Genomic DNA, 26,192 nt, shown 5'->3' with positions numbered 1-26,192 from the left:
TCAAAAAAATATCACCAACAAATATTTTTTCACACTGGCTATTATCCAAATATATCACCGTAAGTCACTCGTTAGGAAAGGATGTAATAGATAATAGGTCAAAAATTTGGCGTTGCTGAAACGAAGGATGAATTTAGGTGTAGAGACGTTCCGGACAAACGTCTCTCCAACAGTTTGGATATCATCAAAAATCATTAGAGGATGTTTTAAAAGTTTTTAATGTATAAATAAACCCCTCTCCAAACCTCTCCCCGACGCGGGGAGAGGCTTTGAAACCCCCATTCCCTGGTAGGGAAGGGGGCTGGGGGGTTAGGTTCTTGGAAATTATTGGTTTCATCTAATACTTTTCAAACAACCTCTTAGACATCTTCAAAAATTAAATATGCCTCCTCCAAAACCCTTGTAGAGACGTTCCATGGAACGTCTCTACTTTTTTTAGCAGATTTTAACATTTATCCCAAAATTAAACCACTACGGGGAGGAATAGTTAAACAAACATTTTCCCCCTTCCAGACAATTTCTCCATTTCCAAATAAAACTTGTTCAGGTTGATTTTGCAAATTACTACAATCTATATTCACCGTAATAGATTCAGTCCCCACATTCACAGCAATAATTAATTCTTCCCTTTCTAAAATCCGCGCAAATACATAAACTGTTCCTACTGCATAAAGAACTTGATAACTACCAAGTCGCAAAGCTGGATGATTTTGACGTAGAGAAATTAATTGTTTGTGAGTATTTAAAAGTTCTTGATTCCAGTCAGATTCTAGGGGGAAAACACGGCGACAATCTGGATCTATGCCTCCAGGTAAACCCACTTCATCACCATAGTAAATACTCGGCGCACCGGGAAAGGTGAATAATAACAAATTAGATAATTCTACACTTGCTTGATCACCATCAGCAATACTCATTAATCTGGCTGTATCATGGCTACTCAAGACGTTTAATTGAGTTAGTTGAATTTCCCAAGGATATAATTCTAAAAGGCTGTGAATTTTGGCTGCATAACCAGCCGCATCTAGGGCAGGATAGGGATAATAACTCTGAGACTCTACTAATTCTAATACGATGCGATCGCCTACAGCAAACGCCAGAACTGCCTCATTAAATAAATAATTGAGTACCCCATCAAATTGCGTCCCATCGAGCCATTCACGGGCATCTGTCCAAACTTCCCCCACAATATAAGCATGAGGATTAATACCTTTAACTCGTTGGCGAAATTCCTGCCAAAAACCCGGAGTTTTAATTTCATAAGGCACATCTAACCGCCAACCATCAATGCCAAATTTCAGCCAATATTCGGCAATTTTCATGATATACTCCTTCACATCTGGATGATCATGATTAAAGGTTGGTAAAGAGCGAATCCCCGCCCAAGCATCATAGTTAGCGGGTAAATTACCATCATAAGGTGCAAGCGGCCAATTTTGAATTTTAAACCAATTTACCCAAGGGGAATTAGAACCATTTTCTAAGACATCATGAAAAAAGAAAAAGCCTCGACTAGAATGATTAAATACGCCATCGAGAACTATTTTCATATTTCGTGAATGGGCTGCATCTATTAATTCTCGTAAAGCTTGATTTCCCCCCAACATCGGATCAACTTGGTAATAATTATGGGTATGATAACGATGATTACTAGCAGATTGGAAAATGGGTGTAAAGTAAATTGCATTCACCCCTAAACTTTGGATATAGTCTAATTTTTCCAGCACACCCCATAAATCACCACCTTTGTAACCTTGGAGTGTAGGTGGTGCATCCCAGGCTTCTAAATTGCTATTATTTAAGAAAGTGTGACGGGAACGCTGACTTCTCGCAAATCTATCGGGGAATATTTGATAGAAAACTGCGTGTTTCACCCAATCTGGCGTTTGAATCTGCATAAATTTATTTATTACTCTTTTTTATAGCCACGAAATGATAAATAATTGGTACACTTGTTTACTTAACCCAGATCATAATCATAGTTAACCAGTGCCTCATGGTATATGTCAAGCGCGTTGAACTTACCAATTTTAAATCCTTCGGTGGGACTACTGCTGTCCCTTTGCTACCGGGTTGTACTGTCATATCTGGTCCCAATGGTTCTGGGAAGTCAAATATTCTAGATGCTTTGTTGTTTTGTTTGGGACTGGCTAGTTCTAAGGGTATGCGGGCGGAACGTTTACCGGATTTGGTGAATAATGCCCAAAAACATAAGGGGCGTTCGGCTCTGGAAGCTAGTGTAACTGTGACTTTTGATATTTCGGATGTCTCTCGCAGAGGCGCAGTGGCGCAGAGGGAGGAAGTAGGGGAGGTAGGGGAAGTAGAGGAGACGGAGGAAAATCCAAAATCCAAAATCCAAAATCTAAAATCGTCTGAGTGGAGTGTGACTCGGCGGTTGCGGGTGTCTCAACAAGGGGGGTATACGTCTAATTATTATATTAATGGTGTCGCTTGTACTCTGTCTGAGTTACATGAGGATTTAGAAGAGTTGCGGATTTATCCTGAAGGCTATAATGTGGTGTTACAGGGGGATGTAACGAGTATTATCTCGATGAATGCGCGGGAACGTCGGGAAATTATTGATGAGTTGGCCGGGGTGGCGACTTATGATCGGAAAATACTCCAAGCTAAGTCTACTTTGGATGAGGTGAAGGATAAGGAAGATAGTTGTCGGATTATTCAGACTGAGTTAAGTGTACAATGCGATCGCCTTTCTCAAGACAAGGCTAAGGCGGAAAAGTATCAATTATTGAAAATTGAGTTTATTCAAAAGCAGTCTTGGGAGGCGGTGTTATCTTGGCGTTCTCTCCAAGCACAGCAGGAAAAGCTGGTTGCACAAGTTCAAGATGGCGATCGTAATTTCAGTAATTTTACTACTGAATTAAATACAACTAATTCCCAAATTGATCAGAAAACTACTGAATTAGATCAACTCAATCTTCGGGTTAAGGCTTTGGGTGAGGAGGAACTTCTTTCTGTTCAATCAAATCTCGCTACTCAAGAAGCTGAACGGAAACAACTCCAACGACAACAACGGGAATTAGAAACATCTATTCAAGAATCCACAAAGCGATTAAATCAAACTTATCAGGAAATTCAACAATATCAACTTGCTTTAGAGGAAGCTAAAAAACAACACAATGTAGAAATGTTGAATGTCACATCTCTACAATCAGAAAGAGATAAAGCTCAACAAAATTTAGAGTCTTCTCGTCAAGCTGCTGCGGAAATTGCCTCAGCTTCGGAAGCTTGGGTACAACAACAAACAGCTTTAAATCGGCAAATTGAATCTTTGCTGCATATTCTCGAACCCCAACGCACTGAACAGGCGCAATTACAGGAACGGAATACTCAATTACAACAATTGATTTCGGAACAATCTCAGTTAATTGCAACTTTAGAACCGGAATTAACCGCAAAGCAAGTTGAATGTGGGCGTTTGGAAACAGAATTTAATGCTTCTACCCAACCTATTCAAAATTTAGCCGAAAATCTCGCTGCGACAGAACAAGAGTTACAAATTCAACAAGATACCCAAAAGCGACTTTTACAAGAACAACGCGATAAACAACGTCAATTAGATAAATTAGAAGCACAAACACAGGCACAACAGGAGATCCAAGGAACACAAGCTAGTAAGGTAATTTTACAGTCAGAAATGCCTGGTTTATGGGGTTTGGTAGTGCAGTTGGGCAAGGTAGATCCTAAATATCAATTAGCTTTAGAAATGGCTGCTGGTGGGCGTTTAGGGCATATTGTGGTGGAAGATGATAGTGTGGCATCTGCGGGAATTGAACTGTTGAAACAAAAACGGGCCGGAAGGGCAACTTTTTTACCTTTAAATAAAATTAAAGTCCCGAAATTTACTCAAGATGCAACTCTGCGTTTAGCTGATGGTTTTGTCAGTTATGCGGTAGATTTGGTAGAATGCGATCGCCGTTATCATGATGTATTTGCCTATGTTTTTGGTGCAACGGTGGTATTTGCAACCCTGGCACAAGCTCGGAAAAACATGGGACTATATCGGATAGTCACTTTACAAGGGGAATTATTGGAAACTAGCGGCGCAATGACTGGAGGTAGCGGTAATCAACGTTCATCTTTACGCTTTGATAGCGGTGAAGCCGGAGAATCTCAAGAAGTCGCTAATTTAAAAACTCGCTTAATAGATATTGATCGGATTTTAGAACGTTGTGGAGAAGCAATTTCTACTTTAGCAACTCGCACTAAAACATTAACTATAGAATTGACGGAAGCACGTCAAGGACGCAGAGAACAACAATTATATTTAGAACAGTTAAAGAAAGATATTAAAGGTTTAACAACGCAGTTAGAAAATACTCGTTCCCAACTTTCCCAAAATACCCAAAAATTCACATCTGCACAATCCCGGTTAGAAATTTTAAATCAGGAATTACCAGAACAAGAAACTCAATTACAACAATTGAGACATACTTTAGCTGAGTTGGAATCTTCCCAAACCCCCAGCGAATGGCAACAAATCCAAGCTATCATTAAAACCCAAGAACAGGAATTACAACAACGAGAAACCGCGTTAAGAGATGTGCAACAACAATTAAAAAATCTCGAAAATCAACAACAACGATTACAAGAAAAAATAGAAGAATCTCAAACCAGAGTTATTCAATATCAACAAGAAGAAACGACAGGAAAACAGCAACAAGCAACAGTTAATAGTCAAGTTGAAGAATTGAATAATTTGATTACCACAATGCAAGCTAATTTGCGGAAATTAGAAGAGAATTTAGGGGAAGAGAAAAAGAACCGAGATACAGCAGAAACCGAATTGCGATCGCTCTTATTGCGTCAACAACAATTACAATGGGAAATTGAGAAACTGCAAGAAACTCAACAAAAACGCCGGGAAGATTTAACAGCACTGCAAAACCAATTGCGAGATTTAGGTGCAGAATTACCCAGTCCCCTCCCAGAAGTTCCCAATAAAGTTGATTTAGAAGACTTACAAAAAGAATTGCGGAGTTTAGGTAAACGTTTACAGGCAATGGAACCTGTGAATATGTTAGCTTTGGAAGAATTCGATAAAGTCCAAGGTCGTCTTCAAGAACTTACGGAAAAATTAGAGACTTTAGAAGGTGAACGGACAGAATTATTATTAAGAATTGAAAACTTTACCACCCTCCGTCAAAAAGCATTTAAAGAAGCTTTTGATGCAGTAAATGAGAATTTCCAATCAATTTTTGCTATCCTTTCCGATGGTGACGGTTATTTACAACTAGATAATCCCGAAGATCCTTTTAACAGTGGTTTAAACCTAGTTGCACACCCGAAAGGAAAACCCGTCCAACGTCTTGCTTCTATGTCTGGGGGAGAGAAATCCTTAACTGCATTAAGTTTTATTTTCTCTCTACAACGTTATCGTCCATCTCCATTTTACGCCTTTGATGAAGTTGATATGTTTTTAGATGGGTCAAATGTGGAACGATTAGCGAGAATGATTAAACAACAGGCAGAACAGGCACAGTTTATAGTTGTGAGTTTGCGCCGTCCGATGATAGAGTCAGCACAGCGGACAATTGGGGTGACACAAGCTAGAGGTGCATATACTCAAGTTTTGGGGATTAAACTACAATCATCTGACCATTAAAAAAGTCCGCAGAATTGCGTAAGATATATAGTTGTGAAGCGAAATAATTTGTCAGATGAGAATAAAGAAACTTCAGCTTAAGAATGGCTACAAAAGATTTTTTGACCTTACTATTGATCTAGGTGAAAATCCCAAAAGGATAGTTGCATTGGTGGGTCCTAATGGCTGCGGAAAAAGTAGTGTGCTAGATGGGATGCTTTTTCACAACAATGCACATAATCGGGTAGGAAACAAAGATGGTAAAGATCATCAATATCATTCGATGAACAGAACTCCAAATTACAATCATCAAAATGTTTCTATTCAGTTTTTGGAAGGAACATTTCAGGAAATTAGAAGTGAAAAGCAAAGGTCTGGCAAAGAAAATACAATATTTTCATTTCGTAGTCCATATAGGTACAACAGCAGCCTTATGGTCAAACAATCAATGGCGACTCCTGATATAAGATTCAATCAATATGGGGCGACTACAACATCAGATATTGATGACAAAATAGAGGAAAACTACAGGCGACTCTATATCAAATATAACAAATATCTGAATGATTTTGACTGCAAACCAAGTGAGGCAAAAGAAAAAATAATTGGAGATTTGAACTCTTCTATTAAAAAGTGTCTTGATTTAGAGATATCAAGTATTGGAAATATTGAAGCTTCTCAAGGTAGTCTTTACTTTAAGAAGTCGGATCACCCAAGTGACTTTGAATTCAATGTCCTTTCTTCAGGAGAAAAAGAAGTAATTGATATACTTTTGGATCTCTATCTAAGGCAAGATGAATATTGCGATACTATATTTTTATTAGACGAACCAGAGCTGCACATAAATACATCAATACAGAAAAATCTTTTAATAGAAATTGATCGTTTAGTTGGAGAGAACTGCCAAATATGGCTTACAACCCATAGCATAGGCTTTTTACGCGCTCTACAAGATGAGATGAAGGACAAGTGTCAAATTATTCAATTTAAGTCCAACGATAAACTCGCTTCAGAGGCTTATACCCTGACTCCGATGAAGGCGTTAAGAGCAAATTGGAGTGATATTTTTTCAATTGCGCTTGATGACTTAGCCAATCTTGTTAGCCCTAAACGTATAGTCTATTGTGAAGGACGTGACGAACCAGGTATGGGTGGGGTCGAGAGAGGATTAGATGCCCAGGTTTTTAATAATATATTTTCGGAAAGTTATCACGATACACTCTTTGTTTCGAGTGGAGGTAATACTGAATTAGATAAGCGAAGTGATATTGCAATTGCGATTCTAAGCAAGGTCTTTTCTAACCTGGAAATATTAGTCTTAAAGGATAGAGATATGGCATCAGGGCGAGATACTACTGAGCAGGACAGGCAATCATATCTCCAGCTTAATCGAGCCAATCACAGAGTCCTGAAAAGATGGGAAATTGAAAACTATTTGTATGACAAAGAAGTTCTTGTCAAATACTGTGAAGAAAATAACCGCGAATTTAGTGAAAATGAATACGATCTATCTATTAGTGACAGATATAGACAATCAGAACTTAAAAGATGTCACTGGAAAAATAAAAAATATTTGTGGAATTACTTCCAGCGTTAATGCTGAAGTATTTAAGTTGAATCTTTCTAAGTGTATCTCGGAAGAAATGAATGTTTATAAGGAATTAATTTCCTGTATCTTTGATCGTTGTTAGACTAAAGATGCTAACAAGTGCGATCGCTAGTAGGTTAGATTTATAAAGTGCGACCGCTTGTAGGTTAGATTGATAAAGTGCGATCGCTTTTAGGTTGGATTGATGAAGTGCGATCGCTAGTAGGTTAGATTGATAAAGTGCGTTCAATTGTACCGTTATACAGAAAAATTCTGGATAAAACCAAGGGAAAAATTCTATCCGACTTTGAATTGAGTAAGCGGATATTATCGTATAATTTTTTCATGTATGACGATACCTGCCGATTTCTTGCCGAAAATTTCTCTGCTGACTTTGCCAGTTGGCTTTTGGGTGAACCTGTCACCCTGACACAAATCCAACCCTCGGAACTCTCCCTTGACCCGATTCGAGCCGATGCCTTGATTTTGCTGGAATCTAACGAATCCTTTTTACATATCGAGTTTCAAACGCTCCCTAAAAATAATATTCCATTTCGCATTTTGGATTACCGTGTGCGAATGTACCGAAAAGATCCAACTAAACCAATGCGACAGGTCGTAATTTACTTAAAGCAGACTAGGTCGGAGTTGGCTTATCAAACGAGCTTTATGATGGAGCGGACGCGCCATGAGTTTGATGTCATCCGATTGTGGGAACAACCTGCATCACTTTTCCTGCAATATCCTGGGCTGATTCCCTTTGCGGTTTTGGGTGAAAGTGTTAATGCCGAGGAAACGTTGCGCCAAGTAGCTAAAAGGGTGGATCAGATTGTAGACCCTACAACAAAAGCAAACCTGATGGCAGCATCAGGGATTTTGGCTGGGCTAAAATTAGAAGATGAGATCGTTTATCGCATACTACGGAGAGACATCATGCAGGAATCCACTGTTTATCGTTCGATTGAAAGAGATGCTCGGAAAGAGGAGAAGCGGGCGATCGCGCTTAATCTTCTACGCGGTGGCGTGGCACTCAGTCTTATTGTATCTTCAACAGGTTTATCGATCGAGGAAGTTCAACAGATTCAGCAGCAACTGAATGAGTCTGCAAAAAACTAAACTTGCTCGTAGGTGGTGTTAGGAAGTGCGATCGCTGATCTTATAGGGTGCGTTAATGAAATGTAACGCACCTTATTTTTAATTGAACAAAAGCGATTTTTTCGGAGTAACTTCTCAAGAGAAAGTCAAAATCATTAGGACTTACGCAAGTGTCACAAAAAAATCTGTTGTAGGGTGCTTTACTACTGCATAAATCCTGCAAATAAACAGATTGTTGATATCTGACGCACCCTACCAATGTGCCACTTGCGTAAGTCCTGATCATATCAGTGCGATCACTCGTAGGTTAGATTGATAAAGTGCGAGTTCGCCACTTACACCCTGACCAAATGCGAAAAACCCAATAACAGCTTAACCAAACCTACAGTTTTAAATACATCAGCCAAAAAATAATTTAATCATCATAATTCTACCCAATTCTCTAAACTTAAACCCTCAACTCTGGCCAAATCACTATCATTAGAAACCACAATTAAATCTTTAAGAATAGCAGTAGCAGCGATTAAAACATCTTCAGTTTGAATTGGTACACCCCTTAATCTCAAATTAGCATGAATTTGAGCAGCTTTTTCTAAAATTGCTAAATCATCTAAGAAAATAATCGGATATTCTTGACAAAATTCCTCAAATCTTGCTCTTTGTTTTGGTGCATCAACCGCTAAAAAACCTCGCCTAATTTCAAAATAGGTGATACAACTAATAAAAATCTTTTCTTCCTTAGACTCACTAATTGTAATCTTGTGAAGAATTTGGGAATTTTGTTTGAGTGCTAAAGAAACAATATTAGTATCTAATAAATAATTCATAAATTTTCTATTTTCTTTTAACTGCATCATCAAAAATTGCCATTTGTTCAGGAGTAAAATCCTCTCCTATTTTAGCCAAAAGGTGTAGAGCCATGATACCACTACAACGCTTTTTAAGACTTTCTTCTGATATCTGACTAAATTCTTCTAAAGAAAAGTTTTCTTTAAATACTTTTACTAAATCTTGAACCATTTTCGTATAATTTAGATCCTCTTTAAATAAAGGACGTTCTTCCATTAAAATAGCAACAACATTCTCAATTCTCTTAATTATTGATTCTTGTTTCATATCAGTTGATAACATAATTATTACCTCACTAAATAGTCTTTATGTCCATTATATCAAGTTTGTGAACTTTTGGGAATTATTTATACTAACACTTTTAAATCACCAATGAGTCCCCAAAAGTTTGTAGCGACTGTTTTGAATGTCAAGCGATAGCGAAGCGCGACCTAGGAATCGCTCACAGTTTAAACTGATAAAGTGCGATAGCGTTCGCAAAGCGTCCCGGAGGGAACTAGCGCGACCTAGGAATCGCTTGTAGGTTGGATTGATAAGGTGCGATAGCGAAGCGCGACCTAGGAATCGTTTGTAGGTTGGATTGATAAAGTGCGATAGCGAAGCGCTCTGTAAGAGTGGCGCAACGGTGACTTTCAGTTCGCTTTTTTCTATTGTCATCAGGACTTACGCAACTGGCACAGCGATCGCTTGTAGGTTAGATTGATAAGGTGCGATAGCGAAGCGCGACCTAGGAATCGCTTGTAGGTTGAATTGATAAAGTGCGACAGCGAAGCGCGACCTAGGAATCGCTTGTAGGTTAAATTGATAAAGTGCGATAGCGAAGCACGACCTAGGAATCGCCGATCTTGTAGGGTGCGTTAATGTAGTGTAACGCACCTAAAATATAAGCTAAAATGAAGTAGCTTACAATCTACCGTGTATGGGTGAAACTGTCTATATTGAAACCAGTATCTTAGGCTACCTTACTGCTCGACCAAGCAGAGACATTATTGTGGCGGCTAATATTGAGATAACGAGGGAGTGGTGGAATACACGGCGCAGTGACTTTCAACTATACTCATCCCAAGCAGTCTTGAAAGAAACTACCCAAGGAGATGCCAAAATTGCATCTCAACGACTCGAAATTCTTAGCAATCTATCATTACTCAACTTAAACCAATCCGTGCTGGATTTAGCAGAGCAATTTTTAGGCCGCAGCAACCTTCCAGCAAAAGCTGATGTTGATGCTATTCATATCGCAGTTGCAACTGTTCACGGAATGGATTATCTGCTGACATGGAATTGCAAGCACATTGCCAATGCTCAAATTTAGGGAAAATTGGCGGAGATCAGCATTGATTTTGGATACGAATTGCCGATTCTTTGTACACCCTATGAACTTCTAGGAGGTTGATTATGTTTCATGATGAGATTGTGGAAGAGATCCACAGAATTCGTGAACAGTATTCTCGGTCATTCAATCATGACTTGAAAGCTATCTTTGCTGATTTGCAAAAGCAACAAGCTGAAAGCGGTAGAGAAGTTGTGAGCTTATCACGAAAGCAAGATATAAAAACACGTTGGAGCGGACGGGGGCGATATCTTGGTGGTGATGCGCCCGATGTTATCCGCCACTCAACTTAGCCATCATATCGAAGCGATCGCTCAAATTAGACTTATAAAGTGCGATAGCTTCGCTCGCCGCAGGCATCGCCTAACTCCTCAAATCGCCAATATAAGCCCCAATTTGTTTAAGTCCCTGCAAAACTTGGATGCGTTCTGCTATATTTTCAAGTAACCGATAAGTATGCGATCGCGTATATTGAGGGACATCTTGGCGGCGATCACATTTCAAAAACAATACTTCCCTTCCATTTGTAACCATTCCATAGTAACTTGACGGCAAATTAGGAGCGCTCAACAAATAAGTAAGTGCTTGAGGAATTCCTGCGGTAACGTCTAGCCTTGCAGGTTTTGATTCGATTACCAAAATCCAAAAACTATCTTGGATTACCAAAATATCAATTCTGCCTTGAACCGCCATAGCATTAGCTTCATCAGCAACTTCGATACTGGTACTTACTTCTGCTTTTACCAGAAAAGGAAATTGATAGAAACCAGCCAAATCTAGCAATGGCGACACCACGACAAGCTTAACAATTTCTTCAAGTGGCGCTTCCTCTTGACTGAGATAGGTATAGTTGCGAGTGAGGCGATCTAGTCCTTGTAGTTCCGCTTCGGTTAGAGTCGGCGCATTATTTAACCATTCATCAAAAAAGCGATCGCTAGAATTGAGTCTCAAGCCAAAGGTTTGACGGAGATTGCTAAGGGTAAGGCTACTAGCATTTGTAATCACAGTTAAATCCTTGTAGTAATTACATGAATTTTAGAAGTTTAGGAATTTTATCTGGGTTCTAATACTTAATATACGATACGTAGGTTAACAGAAAAATTTAAAGGTATGTGAAGAAAAGTAAAATCACTCAAAACTCTCTTCCTGTTCCCTGTTCCCTTGCCCCAACTACAATATTTTCTGTGGCAACGAGAGCCATTTTCCCAAAACGCCGAACTGCTGTTTCAGTACAATCATTTAATTAGTTTCTTCTCTCACCTACTCGTTGATCATTGCGACTCACATCTAATTCCTCACGCCGAATAGTATCTTCAGCTTCAACTGTATCCTGTTGAACTATTTTCTTGACTTTCACTTCCTCCCGCAAAACTGTTTCCTTTTGGATATTAGGGACTTCTTCATAAATATCCATCCGAGTCACTTCTCCCTCACGGAAATCAGATTCACCAGGTAATATAGCTTTAGCATCCGTTTCTCCATTACTGTGTTCAATAACTATACGTTCTTTTTGAACAGGTACAGAAATTGTTACCATTTCAGTATATAATTCCTTACTAATAGTTACTTCTCCTGTCTTCACACGAGATTTAGTGGCAACTAAACGTTCTTCGTATAGCTTGAGGTTGTGGTGATCCTGCTCATTCACATTGTAAAGATTTGGTTCTTCCTCATACCTATATGTATTACGTTCAGCAGGAACAGGAGGAGTAACAGGTGTAGTTATTGTGCGATGGCTAGAAACTGCTGTAACATCTACAGGTATAGGTGACTCTAAAGGTGTTGATGACTCTAAAGGTTCTTGTACTGTTGGCGGACGATAAACGCCCCGCACCCGTTCCTCATAGTCGTAATCAATTTCTTGCAAATCTTTAAAATCTGGTAAATTTTTTACCTGTTCCTTTGTAAGCCTAATTGCATACACCCGTTGCTTATCGTAGTCAATTCGGGAACGTCCTATTGGCAACAATACTTGCCTACCAAAGAACCAAAAACCTGTGTCCACAACTAAATAACGCAAACGCCCTGAATCATCTACCAAGATGTGTTTGACAGTGCCAACTTTATCATTGTTTATGTCTGAATAGACATCAAAATGCTTAATCTTTTCAACTTCACTGTCATCCAACTCTGGACGATCATAGTTAGAGTCAGCAGTAAAGTCTTCAATTTTGTATAAAGCCATATTCGTTTAGCTCCAAACAGCTATACTTACAATTTTAAAAATAAAATTTTTTACTTCTTCTTTCTCAAGGAAGATATTAATATCAATAAATTTTGCTGTTCTGGTCGAAATGTATCATCAGGATATGCAGCCACAATTACGAAGTTGATATGTTTTTAAATGGGCCAAACGGGGAATGATTAGCTAGAATGATCAAACAACAGGCGAAACAAGCTTTATAATTGTGAGTTTGCGCCGTCCGATGATAAAATCAGCCCAGCGCACAATTGGCGTAACTCAAGCCAGGAGCGCGTATACTCAAGTTTTGGGTATTAAGTTAGGTAACAGGTGACAGGGAACAGGGAACAGGAAAAAAGTTTACCAATGACAACTGACAACTGACAACTGACAAATTTCTGTTAAAAATAGACATATACATAAACCAGATTCGAGATTGCCTACGGCACGCTACGCGAACAGGACGACCTATAGAATGACTTCAGAACAAATAGTTAGACGTTCAGATATATTAAACACTCAGGTAATCACCCGCGACAACGGTAAGCGGTTAGGTATCGTGAGTCAAATTTGGGTTGATGTTGATCAAAGAGAGGTTGTGGCACTAAGTTTGCGAGACAGCCTGATCTCTATTTCTAGTTTGCCTCGTAATATGTATCTCAACACCATCAACCAAATCGGTGATGTCATCTTAGTTGATAACGAGGATGTCATCGAAGATGTGGAAGTAGAGATTCTCAGCAACCTGATGAACTGGGAAGTAATCACGGAAACAGGTGAAGTTTTAGGCAAAGTAAGAGGCTTTAAATTTAATGGCGAAACGGGTAAAATATACTCTATCGTTATTGCCTCCTTGGGTTTACCCCAAATTCCTGACCAGTTTTTGAGTACCTACGAATTATCCATAGATGAAGTTGTCAGCACTGGTCCGAGTCGTTTAATTGTTTTTGAAGGTGCTGAAGAAAGAGTAAACCAGTTAACTGTAGGCGTTTTAGAACGGCTGGGTATTGGTAAAGCCCCTTGGGAACGAGACCCAGAAGAAGAATTTGGTTATACTGCCCCCCGCACAGTTGCACCCAGCAATCAATTACCTAGCGGTGTACCCCTCCAACCACCCCGGCCAAAAGTCCGCATTCCTGAACCCATAGCCCAGGAAGAAGAATGGACTGAAGACTACGTAAAAGAAGAAAGACCCCAGCGTCAGGTCATGAAAGCCCGTTCCTACGAGTCAATTCAATATGACGAAGATGAAGAAGATAACTGGAGTGATGCAACGGTCAGGGATAGTTATCAGGAAGCGCCCAGATACGAAGTCAAGCCTGCTAAAAAGACCTATGCTGACCAGTATGATGACTATGATGATGATCTGGATGGTGATGCGTGGGATGATGCACCAAAGCCTGTAAATATTCCCAAAAAGGTTAAGGAACGACAAGTGGAATACGAAGAAGAAGGCGGATATTAAGTTTTGTAAACCCCCTCTACTACAGGTAGGGGGGGTTATTTTTTTGGCAGTTGCTCTCTACATGAGTTTCAATCTTATGCTACTTGGGACGTTGAAGCCCACCTTTCCGTTTAACTTTAAATCCATACATATATATTTCAGGCATATTAATTCTTCCATCAGAACGACTTTCTACAATTCCCAGTTGAAGTAAATATTTCAAAATTTCTTCAGGGTTAATCACAGGTGGTTGCTTTTCGGGTTTTTCGCTCCAGTTAGTAGATTCTACTGCTTCTAAAAACCTGTCTTTCTCTACTGGAACTACAAGTTCAGCTAAACTTGTTTTAAGGGATTCTAACCAAGGATACTCCTCTTGAGTTAATTCTATAATTCGCGCTTTTGAAGTATCTATTAAAGCCCCCTGTAAATCAGAGGGTTGCAAAAGTACCATATTTTGTTCAACAGTCGAGTGCTGTTGTATTCTCAGTTCTGCGGCTAAAACAAATAACTTGAGAAAAGAACGCGGTGCAATTCGACCATCAGCATCCTGAAGGTGATTGGGAATCCAGCGATAGGTAATTCCTTTTTTAGCATTAGCACCCATATACTTACCAATCATTCTTTCGATTAGTTCTTCAAATAATTTTTCATTTGATGTTACACTCCAGCCCAAACCAGTTTTATTTTCAGTAATTAACTCTGGGATATTTTGCAAATATTCTGTCATTTCAGATCCAGCGTTTGCAAGTCGTTTGACCAAAAGTTGGTAAAGCCATGAAGTTTTCCATTCCAATCGAACTTGATGGCCTTGCAGTTTAGAAGCATCAGGAAAATTCAAAAAATCCTCTCGAAATAGATCAGTACGCAAAAAGATTTTAGGTCGTATTCTATCCCAACGTCGCCATCGATCAAGCCACAAAGCTAAAAGTTGACGTATTGGACTTGCTAAGGCAGTATAGGAAACAACTAATCTATCTAATTCATCATAAGTAACGAATAACCAATCATCTGTTTCAATAAGTTTTTGATCTAATTTATCTAAGACAGAATTTAATTTTTCAAGATTTTGATTGACAATAGGTTGCCAAGTTGATAAAAGAGATAAATCATCTCTCAGAAGATTAACTATTTCTGGCTCTATTCGTTCAATTAGAAAATCTTTGAACTTAAAATCTTCTTGCTGTAATAACACGCCTAAAATTAAACCAATCCAGAAGCTACGCCATTCAATATTTGTAGCTTTATCCATTTGCCTTTCTACACTTTCTGGTGCTGGAAATTGCTTTTTGTCCTTGCAAAAGCCAGCTACCCATGTTGTTTTACTCAAGGTGGGTAAGGATCTAATTCCCAAGCTTTCAACTAAAGCTGCTCGTCCTGAAGGAATTGCTAGTAAACGGAATAATTCAGTTTTTCCTACTCCTCTTCCTCCTAATATTAATAATATATTTGGTTCTAAAGCATGACGATAATCTGCTATGGGTAAAAAGTTTTTTAAGAATGTTTCATGATCATTACTTTCATGTTCAGCAATTCCTTTACCAGGGGCGATATTCGCTATTAATTCTAGTAATTTGTGTTTATTAATTTCAGACATAGGTTTTAATCTAATTATTTTTTTGAAATTCACGCCCAAAAAGATTACACAACTTTTCTGCAATCTCCTTATAAGGAGAATTGGTCATGATTTCTGCAAGCTTTGATAGTCGAGTGGATTCTTCTGGAGTTGAGTTGCGAGAAAATAGAGCTATGTCCCCCCGTAGACTCTCCTGATAAGGTACAACTAGCGGAAAAAATGGTTCTTCTCTATTGTTAGCATCAGGGACATCTTCATCTTCGGAGTAATAGTTTTCTCGAAAAAGGTCGTAGGCTTGTTCCCGAAATTCTGTTAATTCTGTTTCTCGTCCTGGGATTCCTGTTGCAGGAGCCATCGAATGTACAAGAATCAACGGTAAACGCTCATCAACTCCAGGACTTGCTAAATGTCGAATAACATGAGTTAGTCCAGCCCAACTTTGACGTGATTGAGTGCCAAAGATCACTGCCGCATGGGAGAGTTTAGCGATCGCTAATCCACCAATATCATGAAACCCAGCCCGCGCATCCATTAGAATAAAATCTAAAGGTCTGACTGCACTTTCCAATTCTTTTAACATACTTACCATTGTACTTTCCAGTTCACCATTTACAAGGTTCTGAAAATCTAATCTAGCTAATTTTTCCAAATAATTTTTATCTACTGTTCCAGCCGGAAGTAATTGTATACTCTCACCATTATCATCTAGCAAAATCCGTTCATTAATGCTGATCAAATGAGTACGCAGTTTCCAATCTTGTTCTTGAATTTTCTTTTCCAATAAATAATCAATTACACCTGGATTATTTGGATTATTTGGATTATCTGGATTATCTGGTGAAAAAATTGTAGCCAATCCTGGTGCTTCTAAATCGAGATCAACAATAGCAACTCTATGACCATTACGGGCTAAAGTCAAGGCAGTTGCAACTAGACTACTAGTTCGTCCCACACCTCCTTTAAAGGAGAAAAAAGATATGATCGCGGGTTTGTATTTTTGATAGACTACGGCCTCTGTCCAAGGTTGTTCACCTACGTTATTATCTATCCATGCCTGTTTAGCAATGTGGCGTTCAAGAATATACCAGCGAGGACTTGATCCATTATCCCAAGATGCAAAAACTCTTTCATCCTTGATAGTTTTAATTAAAGATTGGTAAGCATCGTTATTTCTTCGTGGTAGCCAAATATCATTCCCATAATACTTTCCAAGTTTTGTAGATAAAAGGGTCTTAAGGTCAGTGGTTTCTAATTCTTCAATGGTATTATTTTCTAATGGGGTATTATTTTCTAATGATTCAAGAAAAATTCTAATCTTTCCGTTAACGTCACGAATAATAGTTACGGAATCAAGTTTACGTCCGAGTGTATTTACAATGCTTTCGTCATTAAAGCATTCGCGTACTTTATCAAAGGTTTCACTAAAACTGATCATCATTTCTTAAATATCTTTGCTGAGAATTGAGCCGTCTAACACTAATTTGGAGATTATTTCTCGGTAAATTTCTTCCGCACGTTGAACAGCAGTTGTTGCGTCAGCTTCAGTCCAATGTCCAGATTTGAAATATCTCCTCATTGGATGATCTTTAGCGAGAACAGTACCAACTATTCGTGAAGCCGGTAGTTGTTTATCCAAAACGGGGTAGATAACCCGTAAGCGTTCCATTAACCTTCCATCAAGTTCAGCGAGGTTATGGTTATATTTTTTTGCCGCATCTTGATCATGCTTAAAGTTTTGCTCAACAAGTACCTTGAAACAACATTCCACAACATAACCTGCTAGGTAAACGGCATTGTCCCATCGTTGCTCTCCCAAAAGAATTTGGGCATCCTGTAGATGCCTACCTGCTGAATTAGAAAATGAACCTTGCATTGTTTACTACAAATTGCTGTATAATAGGCACAAGTTTTCAAAACCTAACCTAAAATATATCATTAACAATACCTTAGCCAAATTACGAGGGTGAGATGATAATGCTTTAACCACAAACTCCCGTTTTTCGCTAGGCTGAAGATGAAAGATTAAATGATGGGTTAGTAGCTAAAATTACTGATATTATCCCTAAATTGTTCATAAATGCGAACTGCTTGCAGCAGTGCTTCGTGATCGCCCCAGAAAGGAATCACAGTTTGTCAATGACGACATATAATTAATCGCTGCACAAAATCACCATTAACTCAACTATCTGTTTAAAAGTGCGGATAAAAGGACTTGAACCTTCACTCCTTTCGGAACTAGAACCTAAATCTAGCGCGTCTGCCAATTTCGCCATATCCGCATTAATAACTTATGTTAGCACAACAAATTATTTATGGCAATAGGGAAAAAAGTAAAAATTTAAGTCCCAATTTTAAATTAGGGTATGGGGTATTAGTGATTTTTCCCATATCCCTAATTATCTACATCACAGCTACACGAGGTAGACGATGTTTGAAACCACAGAGAATTTCCCAAGAAATGGTATTGAGGCAATTTGCCCAGTCATCAGCGGATATTTGCTCTTTTCCCTGTTCTCCTAGCAAAGTGACTATTTCCCCTTCTTGCAAATCGGGGATGGAACTCACATCTAACATAATTTGATCCATTGTAATTGCGCCAATTTGCGGTACGCGCTGCCCACGAATTAAGACTTGCATTTGATTGGAAAGACTACGGGGAACTCCGTCGGCATAACCAATACCAACTACAGCTAGACGCATTTCCTCAGAAGCAATAAAATGATGTCCATAACTAACTCCAGTTCCTGCGGCTATGGTTTTCACTTGGGTAACTCTGGCTTTGAGTTGTAAAACCGGTTGCAGTTTGATTTGATTTTGTAAATGAGTGGCAGGATAAAGACCATAAATAGCTAAACCCACCCGCACCATGTCATAGTGCAGTTCTGGATTTGTTAAGGTGGCGGCGGAATTTGCTAAATGTAAACTGGGAATGTTAATCCCTTTAGCTTTGATGTGTGCAGTTGCTTCTGCAAATCTTCTATGCTGTTCTGTCATGATTGTGGTATCAAGACTATCGGCAGTTGCTAAATGAGAATAGATACTGGCAATATCTAAATGGGGTAATCCTTGTACCAACTGGACAAAATCTGCCGCTTGTTGCCAATTAGTGCCTAATCTAGACATTCCTGTGTCTAATTTAATATGTACGGATAAAGAGGAATTATGGTTAATTGTTTCTAAGGTGTTAGAAAATTCTAAAGCTTGTTTAGGGCTACATAGTGTGGGCTGAAGTTGCCAATGGGCGATCGCCTGAATTTGTTCTGGTGTGTTGGTTGCCCCTAAAATCAGAATTGGGGCTTTAATACCATCTTCTCTTAATTGAATACCTTCGGGAACTGTTGCCACACCTAACCAACTAGCGCCCGCTGCCAAAGCAGTCCTCGCAACTGTTACTGCCCCATGTCCATAGGCATCAGCTTTAACAACCGCCATTAATTGGGTACGTGGTGATAAAAACTTGACCAACTGCTTGACGTTATGAGACAAAGCTCCTAAATCAATTTCTACCCAAGCCCGCTGCGAAAACCAAGCATAAGTATCACGTTCCTGATTGTCAGCAAAAATCGGGGTTTGCTTGCGACTTAACATTGCATTTCACTCCTATCACACCACCGAAAAGCTTCTCACATCCCCTAGAAGCTATATCACTTTAATCAGGAAGTTTAACTTTGATCCGGCGATTTATACAAGATAGTAGCACGAGCAATATTAGTGTATCCCCACACTCAAAAATCTCTTGATTATTGGAAAGATAGTTCTTCCTTATCAAGTCTACGATAACAAATATAAAATCAAATGTCAATCCCCAAATACTCCTTTATGGCGATTTTTCAAATTCAGGAAAATATCAATAATCTAGGACTTACGCATTGACGAAGTTTCCTAAATATGGATTGCGGTTTTTTGTCTCTTGTAGCGATCGCTTGACAATCAAGACAGTCGCTACTAGTAAGGCTGGAAATGATTAATTTAGGACTTACGCATATCATGTCTAATTTGTATAGTGCGTAAGTCCTATAATCAATCACAGGGATCTCAAGCAAGGAGAAAAGTATAAATTATTCTCATATCCCCAGCGGAGTGTATTTGTGTTAATATATGTAAAACTAATACCTTGAGCGCAGATTCATGAGGAAGGTTTTAGTCCTGAACGCCTCTTACGAACCGCTCAACATCACCAGTTGGCGACGTGCCACCGTGTTGTTGATTAAAGGCAAGGCTGAACGCTTAGAATACAACAGTAAATTCCTTTACTCGGATTTTCCGATGCCAACCGTAATTCGGTTGCGTCATTATGTCCGCGTTCCCTATATGGAAATTCCGCTGACTCGGAGAAATATCTTGCATCGTGATAGCCACACTTGTCAATACTGTGGTAACACAGGAGACGGGTTAACTCTCGATCATGTCATGCCAAGATCACGAGGAGGTGAAGATACTTGGGAAAATATCGTTACGGCTTGTGTCCGCTGCAATATCAAGAAAGGTTGTCGTACACCGCAAGAAGCGCGAATGCCTTTGCGTCATTTACCCCGTCAACCTTACAGTAGCCTCTACTTTGAGGTAACAAAGCATCTTAAAAGTGGAATGCACCAGGAGTGGCAAAAGTATGTTATAGGTCTTTGACATTGCACATAATTAACTACAAAAGCTCAGGACAAAGTTCACCTGTAGGTATATCCGTTTGACCAAACTCGGTCAATGATAGTGACTACAAGTAGGTGTTTTACTCGTTTTCGTCCAGTGCTTACTACAGCTTGTGGCAAGTTTCCACCAAGCTGATATTTTCATGGGCGCAGTATCCGATTACCTTAATTTCCCGACGTGGTGCGTTATCTTCTAAAAAAAACGATATATAGATAGATCTTGTTCTTAACTGATAATTTGTTACAATTACGAGTAGATGATTTGTCACCAATAAATTGAGATATCAATTTGGACACAGAATCTCAACATTATCACAAGTCAAATAAATGTTCAAGATAATTATCAAATTTTTTCATAAAAATCTGCATATTTGTTTAGACAAAGTCACAAATCATGAGGTTGTATATAACTCAAGAGGTATAGCATACTTGACTTTCAGCATTTTTGTAGCACTTTAGTTGGATGCAATAGATCCTTAGCTTATGCTATTGACAAAAAATCAACCACTTTACACATTGCCAAAAGAATTAATTTTAGATTTTGCCAAGTTCTCTGTAGCTTTATAAGCGCACTATTGCTTGGATTGTATCTGAATGGATAACCCTATTTTCCCCGCTTAGAAATACAGTTAGTTACTTATGTACGTGAATTATCCACCTTCTCAATTTGAGAGTTTATCATTGACCACAGATCCCCATCCAGAGGAATTAGAAATAGAGAAAGAGGTAATTGAACTTCCAGCGTTAAACCGGACTTCCTTAGCACCCTCACCATCCTCTAATGGTGATGGAGGCATCTATTTGGTGCAGCGTGGTAATTCTCTAGCATCTCAAAAATCAGAGGAGTTACAGAAGACGCTGCTTGCACATCGTCATGAACGCCAATTGGTGATTTTACAGGATTTTCCTGATCCTGATGCTCTTTCTTGTGCTTGGTCTTACCAATTAATTGCCCAACAGTATGATATCAAGTGTGATATTGTCTACGCGGGAACTTTAAGTCATCAGGAAAATATTGCTTTAGTTAAGCTAACTAATTTACCTGCTCAACGTTGGACAATACAAACTTTAAAAAATAAAGATTTGTCATCTTATCAAGGGTTTGTGTTAATTGACAACCAGGGAACTACGTCTCAATTATTACCAGCCATCCAACAAGCGGGAATTCCCCTGATAGTGCTGGTAGATCATCATAGTTTACAAGGGGAACTCAAGTCAGAATTTGTTGATGTTCGTCCTTATGTGCGAGCTACAGCGACAATTTTTACTCAATACTTACAAGCAGGATTATTAACTTTAGATAATAGCATTAGCCAGCACGTTAAATGTGCTACAGCTTTAATGCACGGGTTACGCTCAGATACAAATCGGTTGATGCAGGCACAGGAAGAAGATTTTATGGCTGCTGGGTATTTGAGCAGGTTTTATGATGCTCAGTTACTAAATGCTATTTTGCAAGCAAATCGTTCTAAGCGGGTAATGGATGTGATCGAGCGATCGCTTAAAAACCGCATCGTTCAAAATAACTTTTCTATAGCTGGTGTTGGTTATTTGCGCTATGATGACCGGGATGCAATTCCCCAAGCCGCTGATTTTCTCGTGACTGAGGAAAATGTGCATACAGCAGTAGTTTATGGAATTGTTCATGATGAAGATGACGAATTAGAAGTGGTGATAGGTTCTCTCAGAACCACAAAACTGACCTTAGATCCTGATGAATTTATTAAAGAAGCCTTTGGACAAGATAGTGCTGGGCGATTTTTTGGTGGTGGGAGGACGGGTGCTGGAGGCTTTGAAATTCCGATGGGTTTCTTATCTGGTGGTAATGAAAATTCAGCTTATGCCAAAATCAAATGGGAAGTTTTCGACGCACAAATTAAACAGAAATTATTGAAATTGGTAAATCCTCGAGATAATCCAATTTAGTCTTACAACAAATTCAAAGACTTGATTAATTTAGGGTTTAGCATTGCTAAACCCCTACATACAATAATTCTGGGAATGAACCTCAATTAGTTGTTGAATTACGTATAAATAAACCGGATTACTATATAAAGAAAATAGAGAGAGTTGTTCAGTAACTTCTTTTCCTTGTGGTTGATGTCCCTGCATTAAATTAATCAGGTATTCACCAAGTTCTTTAGCGAGTAACACAGGAACTGCATTACCAATTTGCTTATACTTAGAACTTATTGAACCATGAAAAATCCAATCATCAGGAAAAGTTTGAATTTTCGCAGATTCGCGCACAGTTAAAGGACGAAGTTCTACAGGGTGACACATATCTGTAGCTTTTTGTTGGGGACTGGTTGTGATTGTTGGTGAAGGTTTATCCCAAGATAATCTTCTGTAAAAACCAACTTTTCCCCCACCAGAATTATAAGCACCTCCCATTGCTTCTCTTTGTAATTCTTCTGGTAAATTTTTCCAATTTTGTCCGGCTGCTAATAATCTTAAAAACTTGAGCCGATTTTCTGAATAAGCAATAAATTCTGGTTGGATATCCACAAAATCTGTTAACGCGTCTTTTAAAGTTCTCCACTTTGGTAAAATTTTCCCATCTTTACTATATTTAGCGAGAGGAAATGTAGCAGCTTCACCATCTCTAGAACCAATAAAAACTACACGGGATCTATTTTGAGGAACACCATAATCTGCTGCTTCTAAAAGGTTGTAAACTACGTTATATCCTAATTCTTTCATTTCTGCTAAAACTACTTTTAAAGCTGCACCATTCATTTCATCAAGTTCTAAAGCTGGGTAATCTTTTCCGCGTTGGTTAATAGGACGATGACGTAAAGAAGCAGAAAGTAAACCTCTGACATTTTCCATTAAGAAAAAGCGGGGTTGAACTTCTTTGACAATGCGGAAAAATCCATAAATAAACTTCCGCGTGGGTCCATAACTGAACCCCGTTTTCCTGCGGTACTAAATGGCTGACAAGGGGGACCACCCGTAACTAAATCTATTTCTCCCGGAAGTAATGCGCGTCCTAAATTTAAAACTCTTCCACCTTCTTCTAGTAATTCTTGGGAAGTAACTTTTTCTAATTCTCTGGGAATAGCACTTTCTTGGAGATAAGGTCTATTTAAAGCAATTGTTTTGACAGCATCACGGTCTTTTTCAACTACACTAACGGTATGAAATCCTGCTTGTTCTAGTCCTAAATCTAAGCCATAAGCACCTGTGAATAGGGAAATGCAAATAGGTTGATTATTGATCATTTGGCAAGTAAATTTATTGAGATGATATATTATAGCTAAAAATGCTAAGTTAGATAAAAATCAGGAAGTGATAATTTATGAATACGGAATCTGGAATCAAATCACAGGAAGATAATAAATCTCATATTCCCGTTACAGAGTTACATCAAAAAATAGATGCTGGTGTGAAATTTGCAATAGCCAATGCAATAGAAAGACATCGCAGGTTAGGAGAATCAATTAGTATTTTGCGAGATGGTAAAGTTGTTACTTTGACAGCAGATGAAATACCACCTCGTGATGTTAAATTGAAGTTGTAATTATTTACATGAAATCTAAAATCCAAAAGCTAAAGCATCAAGCATATATTTACTTTTCTCATGTCCAACTTCTAGATAAATTTCTAGTAATTCTTCATAAGCAGTTTCTCCCCCTATTATTTTCCAAAAGTCATTACCGATAACAACTGCATCATTAAAAGGCGTATAATTTAGGGTACAAGACCACTTGTAATCTGCTTTTTTCGCCCCATAAGGATTATAAGGCATAGCATAATAAGCTTTCACTTGAGGACGATTTTTTCCACTTAGCAATTGAAATCTGAGTAACCGTTGAGTCACCTCTAAACACTGTCCTTTATTAGGTTTAGGACCCTTAATTTCAAAAAATAATTCTGTTCCATCTTTAGCTAAAATATACAAGTCCGTGCGAACAATTTTAAGTTCTAAATCATCACTGCGTCTAGCATTTAACACTGCTGTTATCATTTGCTCTAAAGATGGCTTACCTTGCTTATTTGTTGCAGCAGATTCATATTTTTGTTTTTGAAGTTCAGCTTCTGCAAAAGCTGTAAGACTTACTTCAGCTTTAATATCATAACCTCGACGTACATCTTGATGATACTCTAGCGCAATTAAACGAGCGCATTCTTCAAAAGAATTACCTAATTTTGTACTCAAACCTCTTTCAAATTGGTTGATACGTATTAATTCTGGTGGGATAAGTGCAGCTTGAAATGGCTTTAATTCTCCATTAGATGAAGACCTAGATAAATATTCGGCTGCATTATCTGGTTTTAAAATTTTACGTCCTTTATATTCATCTATAAGACCATCAATAAAACCTTCTAGATATCCTTTGATTGCTGCGCGAGTTGTAATATTAATAGCTGTCATATTTTAACCAATGTTTAAAGAATAATGTTGAGTAAAGATTTAGCCAAATGATAGATTACAGGCACAGATACAGCATTACCAAATTGATGCTTTGCCTTATTTTCATTATCGGCTATTTGGAAATTTTCGGGAAATCCTTGTAATATCGCGTAATCTTTTGCCGTTAATGGTCTATATTTTTTAGGAAGATAAATTTTTTCGATAAAGTTCTGTTTATATATTTTTGGTTCATCACATTCTATTGATATACTTGCTATATAATCTCTTGTACCTGTTGCGGTTAAAGTACCAATAGCATCAGCGTGAGGTAAATAAATTTTAGAAATTCCATTAATACCTGATGAAATTTTAGAATTTACAAACTCATAACCTTTATTTTCTACAAAACGCAAAATTGATTTTTCAATTAAGATATTGATATCTTCAATATTTAACTCAGGAATTAAAGATTGTAAAATTTCTATACTTAAAGGATTTCCGTCTTTATCACCATATATTTTCTTTCTTCTATTTTTTAAAATAGTATGACAAATTAGCTTTTCTCTCTGGGTTGTTTCTATTAAGTCCCAAGAATGAATGGTAGTATGTCCGTCTCTGACATCTGAAAATAGAAAAAAATTATTTAATTCATCTAATTTTTGGAATCTACCCCTAGCGCCAGGAATTTTACCATCTGTAAATAAAACTTCTGGAGTAAATTTCTTTTTAGAACAATCACTGCGTTGAATATCCTGAATTACATCATATAATTTACAATGTTTATTTATAGGTTTAGGAAAGCTAAACCCCCAACTGTTATCCAGATCATTTCTAATACCAACAATAAATATTCTGTCTCTATCTTGAGGTAAACCAAAATCATAGGAATTAAGCACCTGATATTTAACTACGTATCCAGATGATGTTAAATTATCAAGTATATATTCTAAACTTGTCCTGTTTCTCGGCTCAGTTAGACCTTTAACATTTTCAAATATAAATGCTTTAGGTTGATTAGCTTTTAATACTCTAAAAACATCATTCCATAATTGACCTCTGGAATCATCCAAACCTTTTAATTTACCTGCTATTGACCAAGGTTGACAAGGAACACCACCGACAATTATATCTAGTTCAAAAGGCAGTTTATCTAAATTAGTGATATCTCCTAAATATGGTTCATCAGCATTGGTATCACGAATAAAGTTATTTTTGTAAACTTTGATTGCTTCTTTGTCAATTTCTGAATAACCCAAACAAATTCCTCCTAGTTCTTCGAGAGGAATTCTAAAACCACCAATACCGGAAAATAGGTCGAGAAATGTAAAGTTAGTGGTGATTTTTATTGTTTTAGAAGGTTGGAGTAATTCAAATAATTCTAACTGTTGAGTATTAATACTAAAGTTCATTGAAAATAAACAGGATTTACCAAAAAATTATCAGGTGGGCAAAACCCACTTTAGACATTATACACAAAAATTTTCATAATTTTTCCAAATAGATAATTTTGTGAAATAGGATTA

21 protein-coding genes, 1 tRNA gene and 2 pseudogenes are annotated in these 26,192 nt (G+C 38.1%); 10 read left to right on the top strand and 14 right to left on the bottom strand.

Annotated elements, in window-relative coordinates; all coding sequences use genetic code 11:
* Positions 1 to 452: 452 nt before the first annotated feature.
* Positions 453 to 1,898, bottom strand: a complete 1,446-nt coding sequence (locus tag CA730_RS14225; RefSeq protein WP_096668208.1) for a glycoside hydrolase family 13 protein — start codon at positions 1,896 to 1,898, stop codon at positions 453 to 455.
* 98 nt (positions 1,899 to 1,996) lie between these two features.
* On the opposite strand from CA730_RS14225, the gene smc reads away from it, so the two are divergent.
* Positions 1,997 to 5,626, top strand: coding sequence for a chromosome segregation protein SMC (gene smc, locus CA730_RS14220; protein WP_096668206.1), 3,630 nt, complete (start codon positions 1,997 to 1,999; stop codon positions 5,624 to 5,626).
* Between the two features lie 55 nt (positions 5,627 to 5,681).
* Positions 5,682 to 7,202 carry an AAA family ATPase gene (locus tag CA730_RS14215; RefSeq protein WP_197705444.1) on the top strand — a complete coding sequence of 507 codons (1,521 nt, stop codon included), beginning with the start codon at positions 5,682 to 5,684 and terminating at the stop codon, positions 7,200 to 7,202.
* Positions 7,203 to 7,266: 64 nt separating this feature from the next.
* On the opposite strand, the gene CA730_RS24425 is transcribed toward CA730_RS14215, so the two are convergent.
* A complete protein-coding gene (locus CA730_RS24425; RefSeq protein ID WP_157749979.1) occupies positions 7,267 to 7,443 on the bottom strand; it encodes a hypothetical protein in 177 nt (58 codons plus the stop codon).
* Positions 7,444 to 7,538: 95 nt separating this feature from the next.
* On the opposite strand from CA730_RS24425, the gene CA730_RS14210 reads away from it, so the two are divergent.
* Positions 7,539 to 8,309 carry an Rpn family recombination-promoting nuclease/putative transposase gene (locus tag CA730_RS14210; protein ID WP_096668204.1) on the top strand — a complete coding sequence of 257 codons (771 nt, stop codon included), beginning with the start codon at positions 7,539 to 7,541 and terminating at the stop codon, positions 8,307 to 8,309.
* 401 nt (positions 8,310 to 8,710) lie between these two features.
* Here the strand turns inward: CA730_RS14210 and CA730_RS14205 are convergent, their stop codons facing one another.
* Together CA730_RS14205 and CA730_RS14200 are read right to left on the bottom strand one after the other, a co-directional pair.
* Positions 8,711 to 9,115, bottom strand: a complete 405-nt coding sequence (locus tag CA730_RS14205) for a type II toxin-antitoxin system VapC family toxin (protein WP_015080096.1) — start codon at positions 9,113 to 9,115, stop codon at positions 8,711 to 8,713.
* Positions 9,116 to 9,122: 7 nt separating this feature from the next.
* Positions 9,123 to 9,419, bottom strand: a complete 297-nt coding sequence (locus tag CA730_RS14200) for a hypothetical protein (RefSeq protein ID WP_027402408.1) — start codon at positions 9,417 to 9,419, stop codon at positions 9,123 to 9,125.
* Between the two features lie 637 nt (positions 9,420 to 10,056).
* Between CA730_RS14200 and CA730_RS14195 the strand changes: the two genes are divergently transcribed.
* Both CA730_RS14195 and CA730_RS14190 read left to right on the top strand, forming a co-directional pair.
* On the top strand, positions 10,057 to 10,449 hold the full coding sequence (locus CA730_RS14195; protein ID WP_231939841.1) for a type II toxin-antitoxin system VapC family toxin: 393 nt from the start codon (positions 10,057 to 10,059) through the stop codon (positions 10,447 to 10,449).
* Positions 10,450 to 10,532: 83 nt separating this feature from the next.
* Positions 10,533 to 10,760 carry a hypothetical protein gene (locus CA730_RS14190; protein WP_096668202.1) on the top strand — a complete coding sequence of 76 codons (228 nt, stop codon included), beginning with the start codon at positions 10,533 to 10,535 and terminating at the stop codon, positions 10,758 to 10,760.
* A 70-nt stretch (positions 10,761 to 10,830) separates the two neighbouring features.
* Here the strand turns inward: CA730_RS14190 and CA730_RS14185 are convergent, their stop codons facing one another.
* Both CA730_RS14185 and CA730_RS14180 read right to left on the bottom strand, forming a co-directional pair.
* Positions 10,831 to 11,472 carry a restriction endonuclease subunit R gene (locus CA730_RS14185; RefSeq protein ID WP_096668200.1) on the bottom strand — a complete coding sequence of 214 codons (642 nt, stop codon included), beginning with the start codon at positions 11,470 to 11,472 and terminating at the stop codon, positions 10,831 to 10,833.
* 238 nt (positions 11,473 to 11,710) lie between these two features.
* Positions 11,711 to 12,652 (bottom strand): DUF2382 domain-containing protein, encoded by a 942-nt coding sequence (locus CA730_RS14180; protein WP_096668198.1) that lies wholly within the window; start codon positions 12,650 to 12,652, stop codon positions 11,711 to 11,713.
* 140 nt (positions 12,653 to 12,792) lie between these two features.
* Here CA730_RS14180 and CA730_RS26460 point away from each other — a divergent pair.
* Together CA730_RS26460 and CA730_RS14170 are read left to right on the top strand one after the other, a co-directional pair.
* Positions 12,793 to 12,983, top strand: a pseudogene (locus CA730_RS26460) (hypothetical protein); the annotation flags it as partial.
* A gap of 141 nt (positions 12,984 to 13,124) precedes the next feature.
* Complete coding sequence (locus CA730_RS14170; RefSeq protein WP_096668197.1) at positions 13,125 to 14,114, top strand: PRC-barrel domain-containing protein; 990 nt, start codon at positions 13,125 to 13,127, stop codon at positions 14,112 to 14,114.
* Between the two features lie 79 nt (positions 14,115 to 14,193).
* Here CA730_RS14170 and CA730_RS14165 read toward each other — a convergent pair whose 3' ends face one another.
* The 5 genes from CA730_RS14165 to alr form a co-directional block, all read right to left on the bottom strand.
* Positions 14,194 to 15,687, bottom strand: coding sequence for a P-loop ATPase, Sll1717 family (locus tag CA730_RS14165; protein WP_096671534.1), 1,494 nt, complete (start codon positions 15,685 to 15,687; stop codon positions 14,194 to 14,196).
* Positions 15,688 to 15,697: 10 nt separating this feature from the next.
* A complete protein-coding gene (locus CA730_RS14160) occupies positions 15,698 to 17,104 on the bottom strand; it encodes a tyrosine-protein kinase family protein (RefSeq protein WP_197705443.1) in 1,407 nt (468 codons plus the stop codon).
* 3 nt (positions 17,105 to 17,107) lie between these two features.
* Positions 17,108 to 17,539 carry a HEPN domain-containing protein gene (locus CA730_RS14155; RefSeq protein ID WP_096668193.1) on the bottom strand — a complete coding sequence of 144 codons (432 nt, stop codon included), beginning with the start codon at positions 17,537 to 17,539 and terminating at the stop codon, positions 17,108 to 17,110.
* A gap of 324 nt (positions 17,540 to 17,863) precedes the next feature.
* Positions 17,864 to 17,945 (bottom strand) — tRNA-Leu (locus CA730_RS14150).
* 121 nt (positions 17,946 to 18,066) lie between these two features.
* Entirely contained in the window at positions 18,067 to 19,254 is a 1,188-nt protein-coding gene (gene alr / locus CA730_RS14145; protein WP_096668191.1) for an alanine racemase, read from the bottom strand.
* A gap of 540 nt (positions 19,255 to 19,794) precedes the next feature.
* Between alr and CA730_RS14140 the strand changes: the two genes are divergently transcribed.
* Positions 19,795 to 20,292 (top strand): HNH endonuclease, encoded by a 498-nt coding sequence (locus CA730_RS14140; protein WP_096668189.1) that lies wholly within the window; start codon positions 19,795 to 19,797, stop codon positions 20,290 to 20,292.
* A 659-nt stretch (positions 20,293 to 20,951) separates the two neighbouring features.
* The gene (locus CA730_RS14135; RefSeq protein WP_096668187.1) at positions 20,952 to 22,238 is read left to right on the top strand and encodes a DHH family phosphoesterase; all 1,287 of its coding nucleotides are present in this window, start codon (positions 20,952 to 20,954) and stop codon (positions 22,236 to 22,238) included.
* Between the two features lie 54 nt (positions 22,239 to 22,292).
* Here CA730_RS14135 and CA730_RS14130 read toward each other — a convergent pair.
* Positions 22,293 to 23,536: pseudogene (locus CA730_RS14130) on the bottom strand (DNA cytosine methyltransferase).
* 77 nt (positions 23,537 to 23,613) lie between these two features.
* Here CA730_RS14130 and CA730_RS14125 point away from each other — a divergent pair.
* On the top strand, positions 23,614 to 23,835 hold the full coding sequence (locus CA730_RS14125) for a hypothetical protein (protein WP_096668185.1): 222 nt from the start codon (positions 23,614 to 23,616) through the stop codon (positions 23,833 to 23,835).
* A 15-nt stretch (positions 23,836 to 23,850) separates the two neighbouring features.
* Here CA730_RS14125 and CA730_RS14120 read toward each other — a convergent pair whose 3' ends face one another.
* Positions 23,851 to 24,690 carry a TdeIII family type II restriction endonuclease gene (locus CA730_RS14120; protein WP_096668183.1) on the bottom strand — a complete coding sequence of 280 codons (840 nt, stop codon included), beginning with the start codon at positions 24,688 to 24,690 and terminating at the stop codon, positions 23,851 to 23,853.
* A gap of 14 nt (positions 24,691 to 24,704) precedes the next feature.
* A complete protein-coding gene (locus CA730_RS14115; RefSeq protein ID WP_096668181.1) occupies positions 24,705 to 26,078 on the bottom strand; it encodes a DNA cytosine methyltransferase in 1,374 nt (457 codons plus the stop codon).
* Between the last annotated feature and the right edge of the window lie 114 nt (positions 26,079 to 26,192).

Origin of the sequence: Dolichospermum compactum NIES-806 (genome assembly GCF_002368115.1) — a bacterium.
Lineage (GTDB): Bacteria > Cyanobacteriota > Cyanobacteriia > Cyanobacteriales > Nostocaceae > Dolichospermum > Dolichospermum compactum.
Note: the sequence above shows the minus strand (reverse complement) of the source record. Positions and strands in the feature narration are given on the sequence as shown.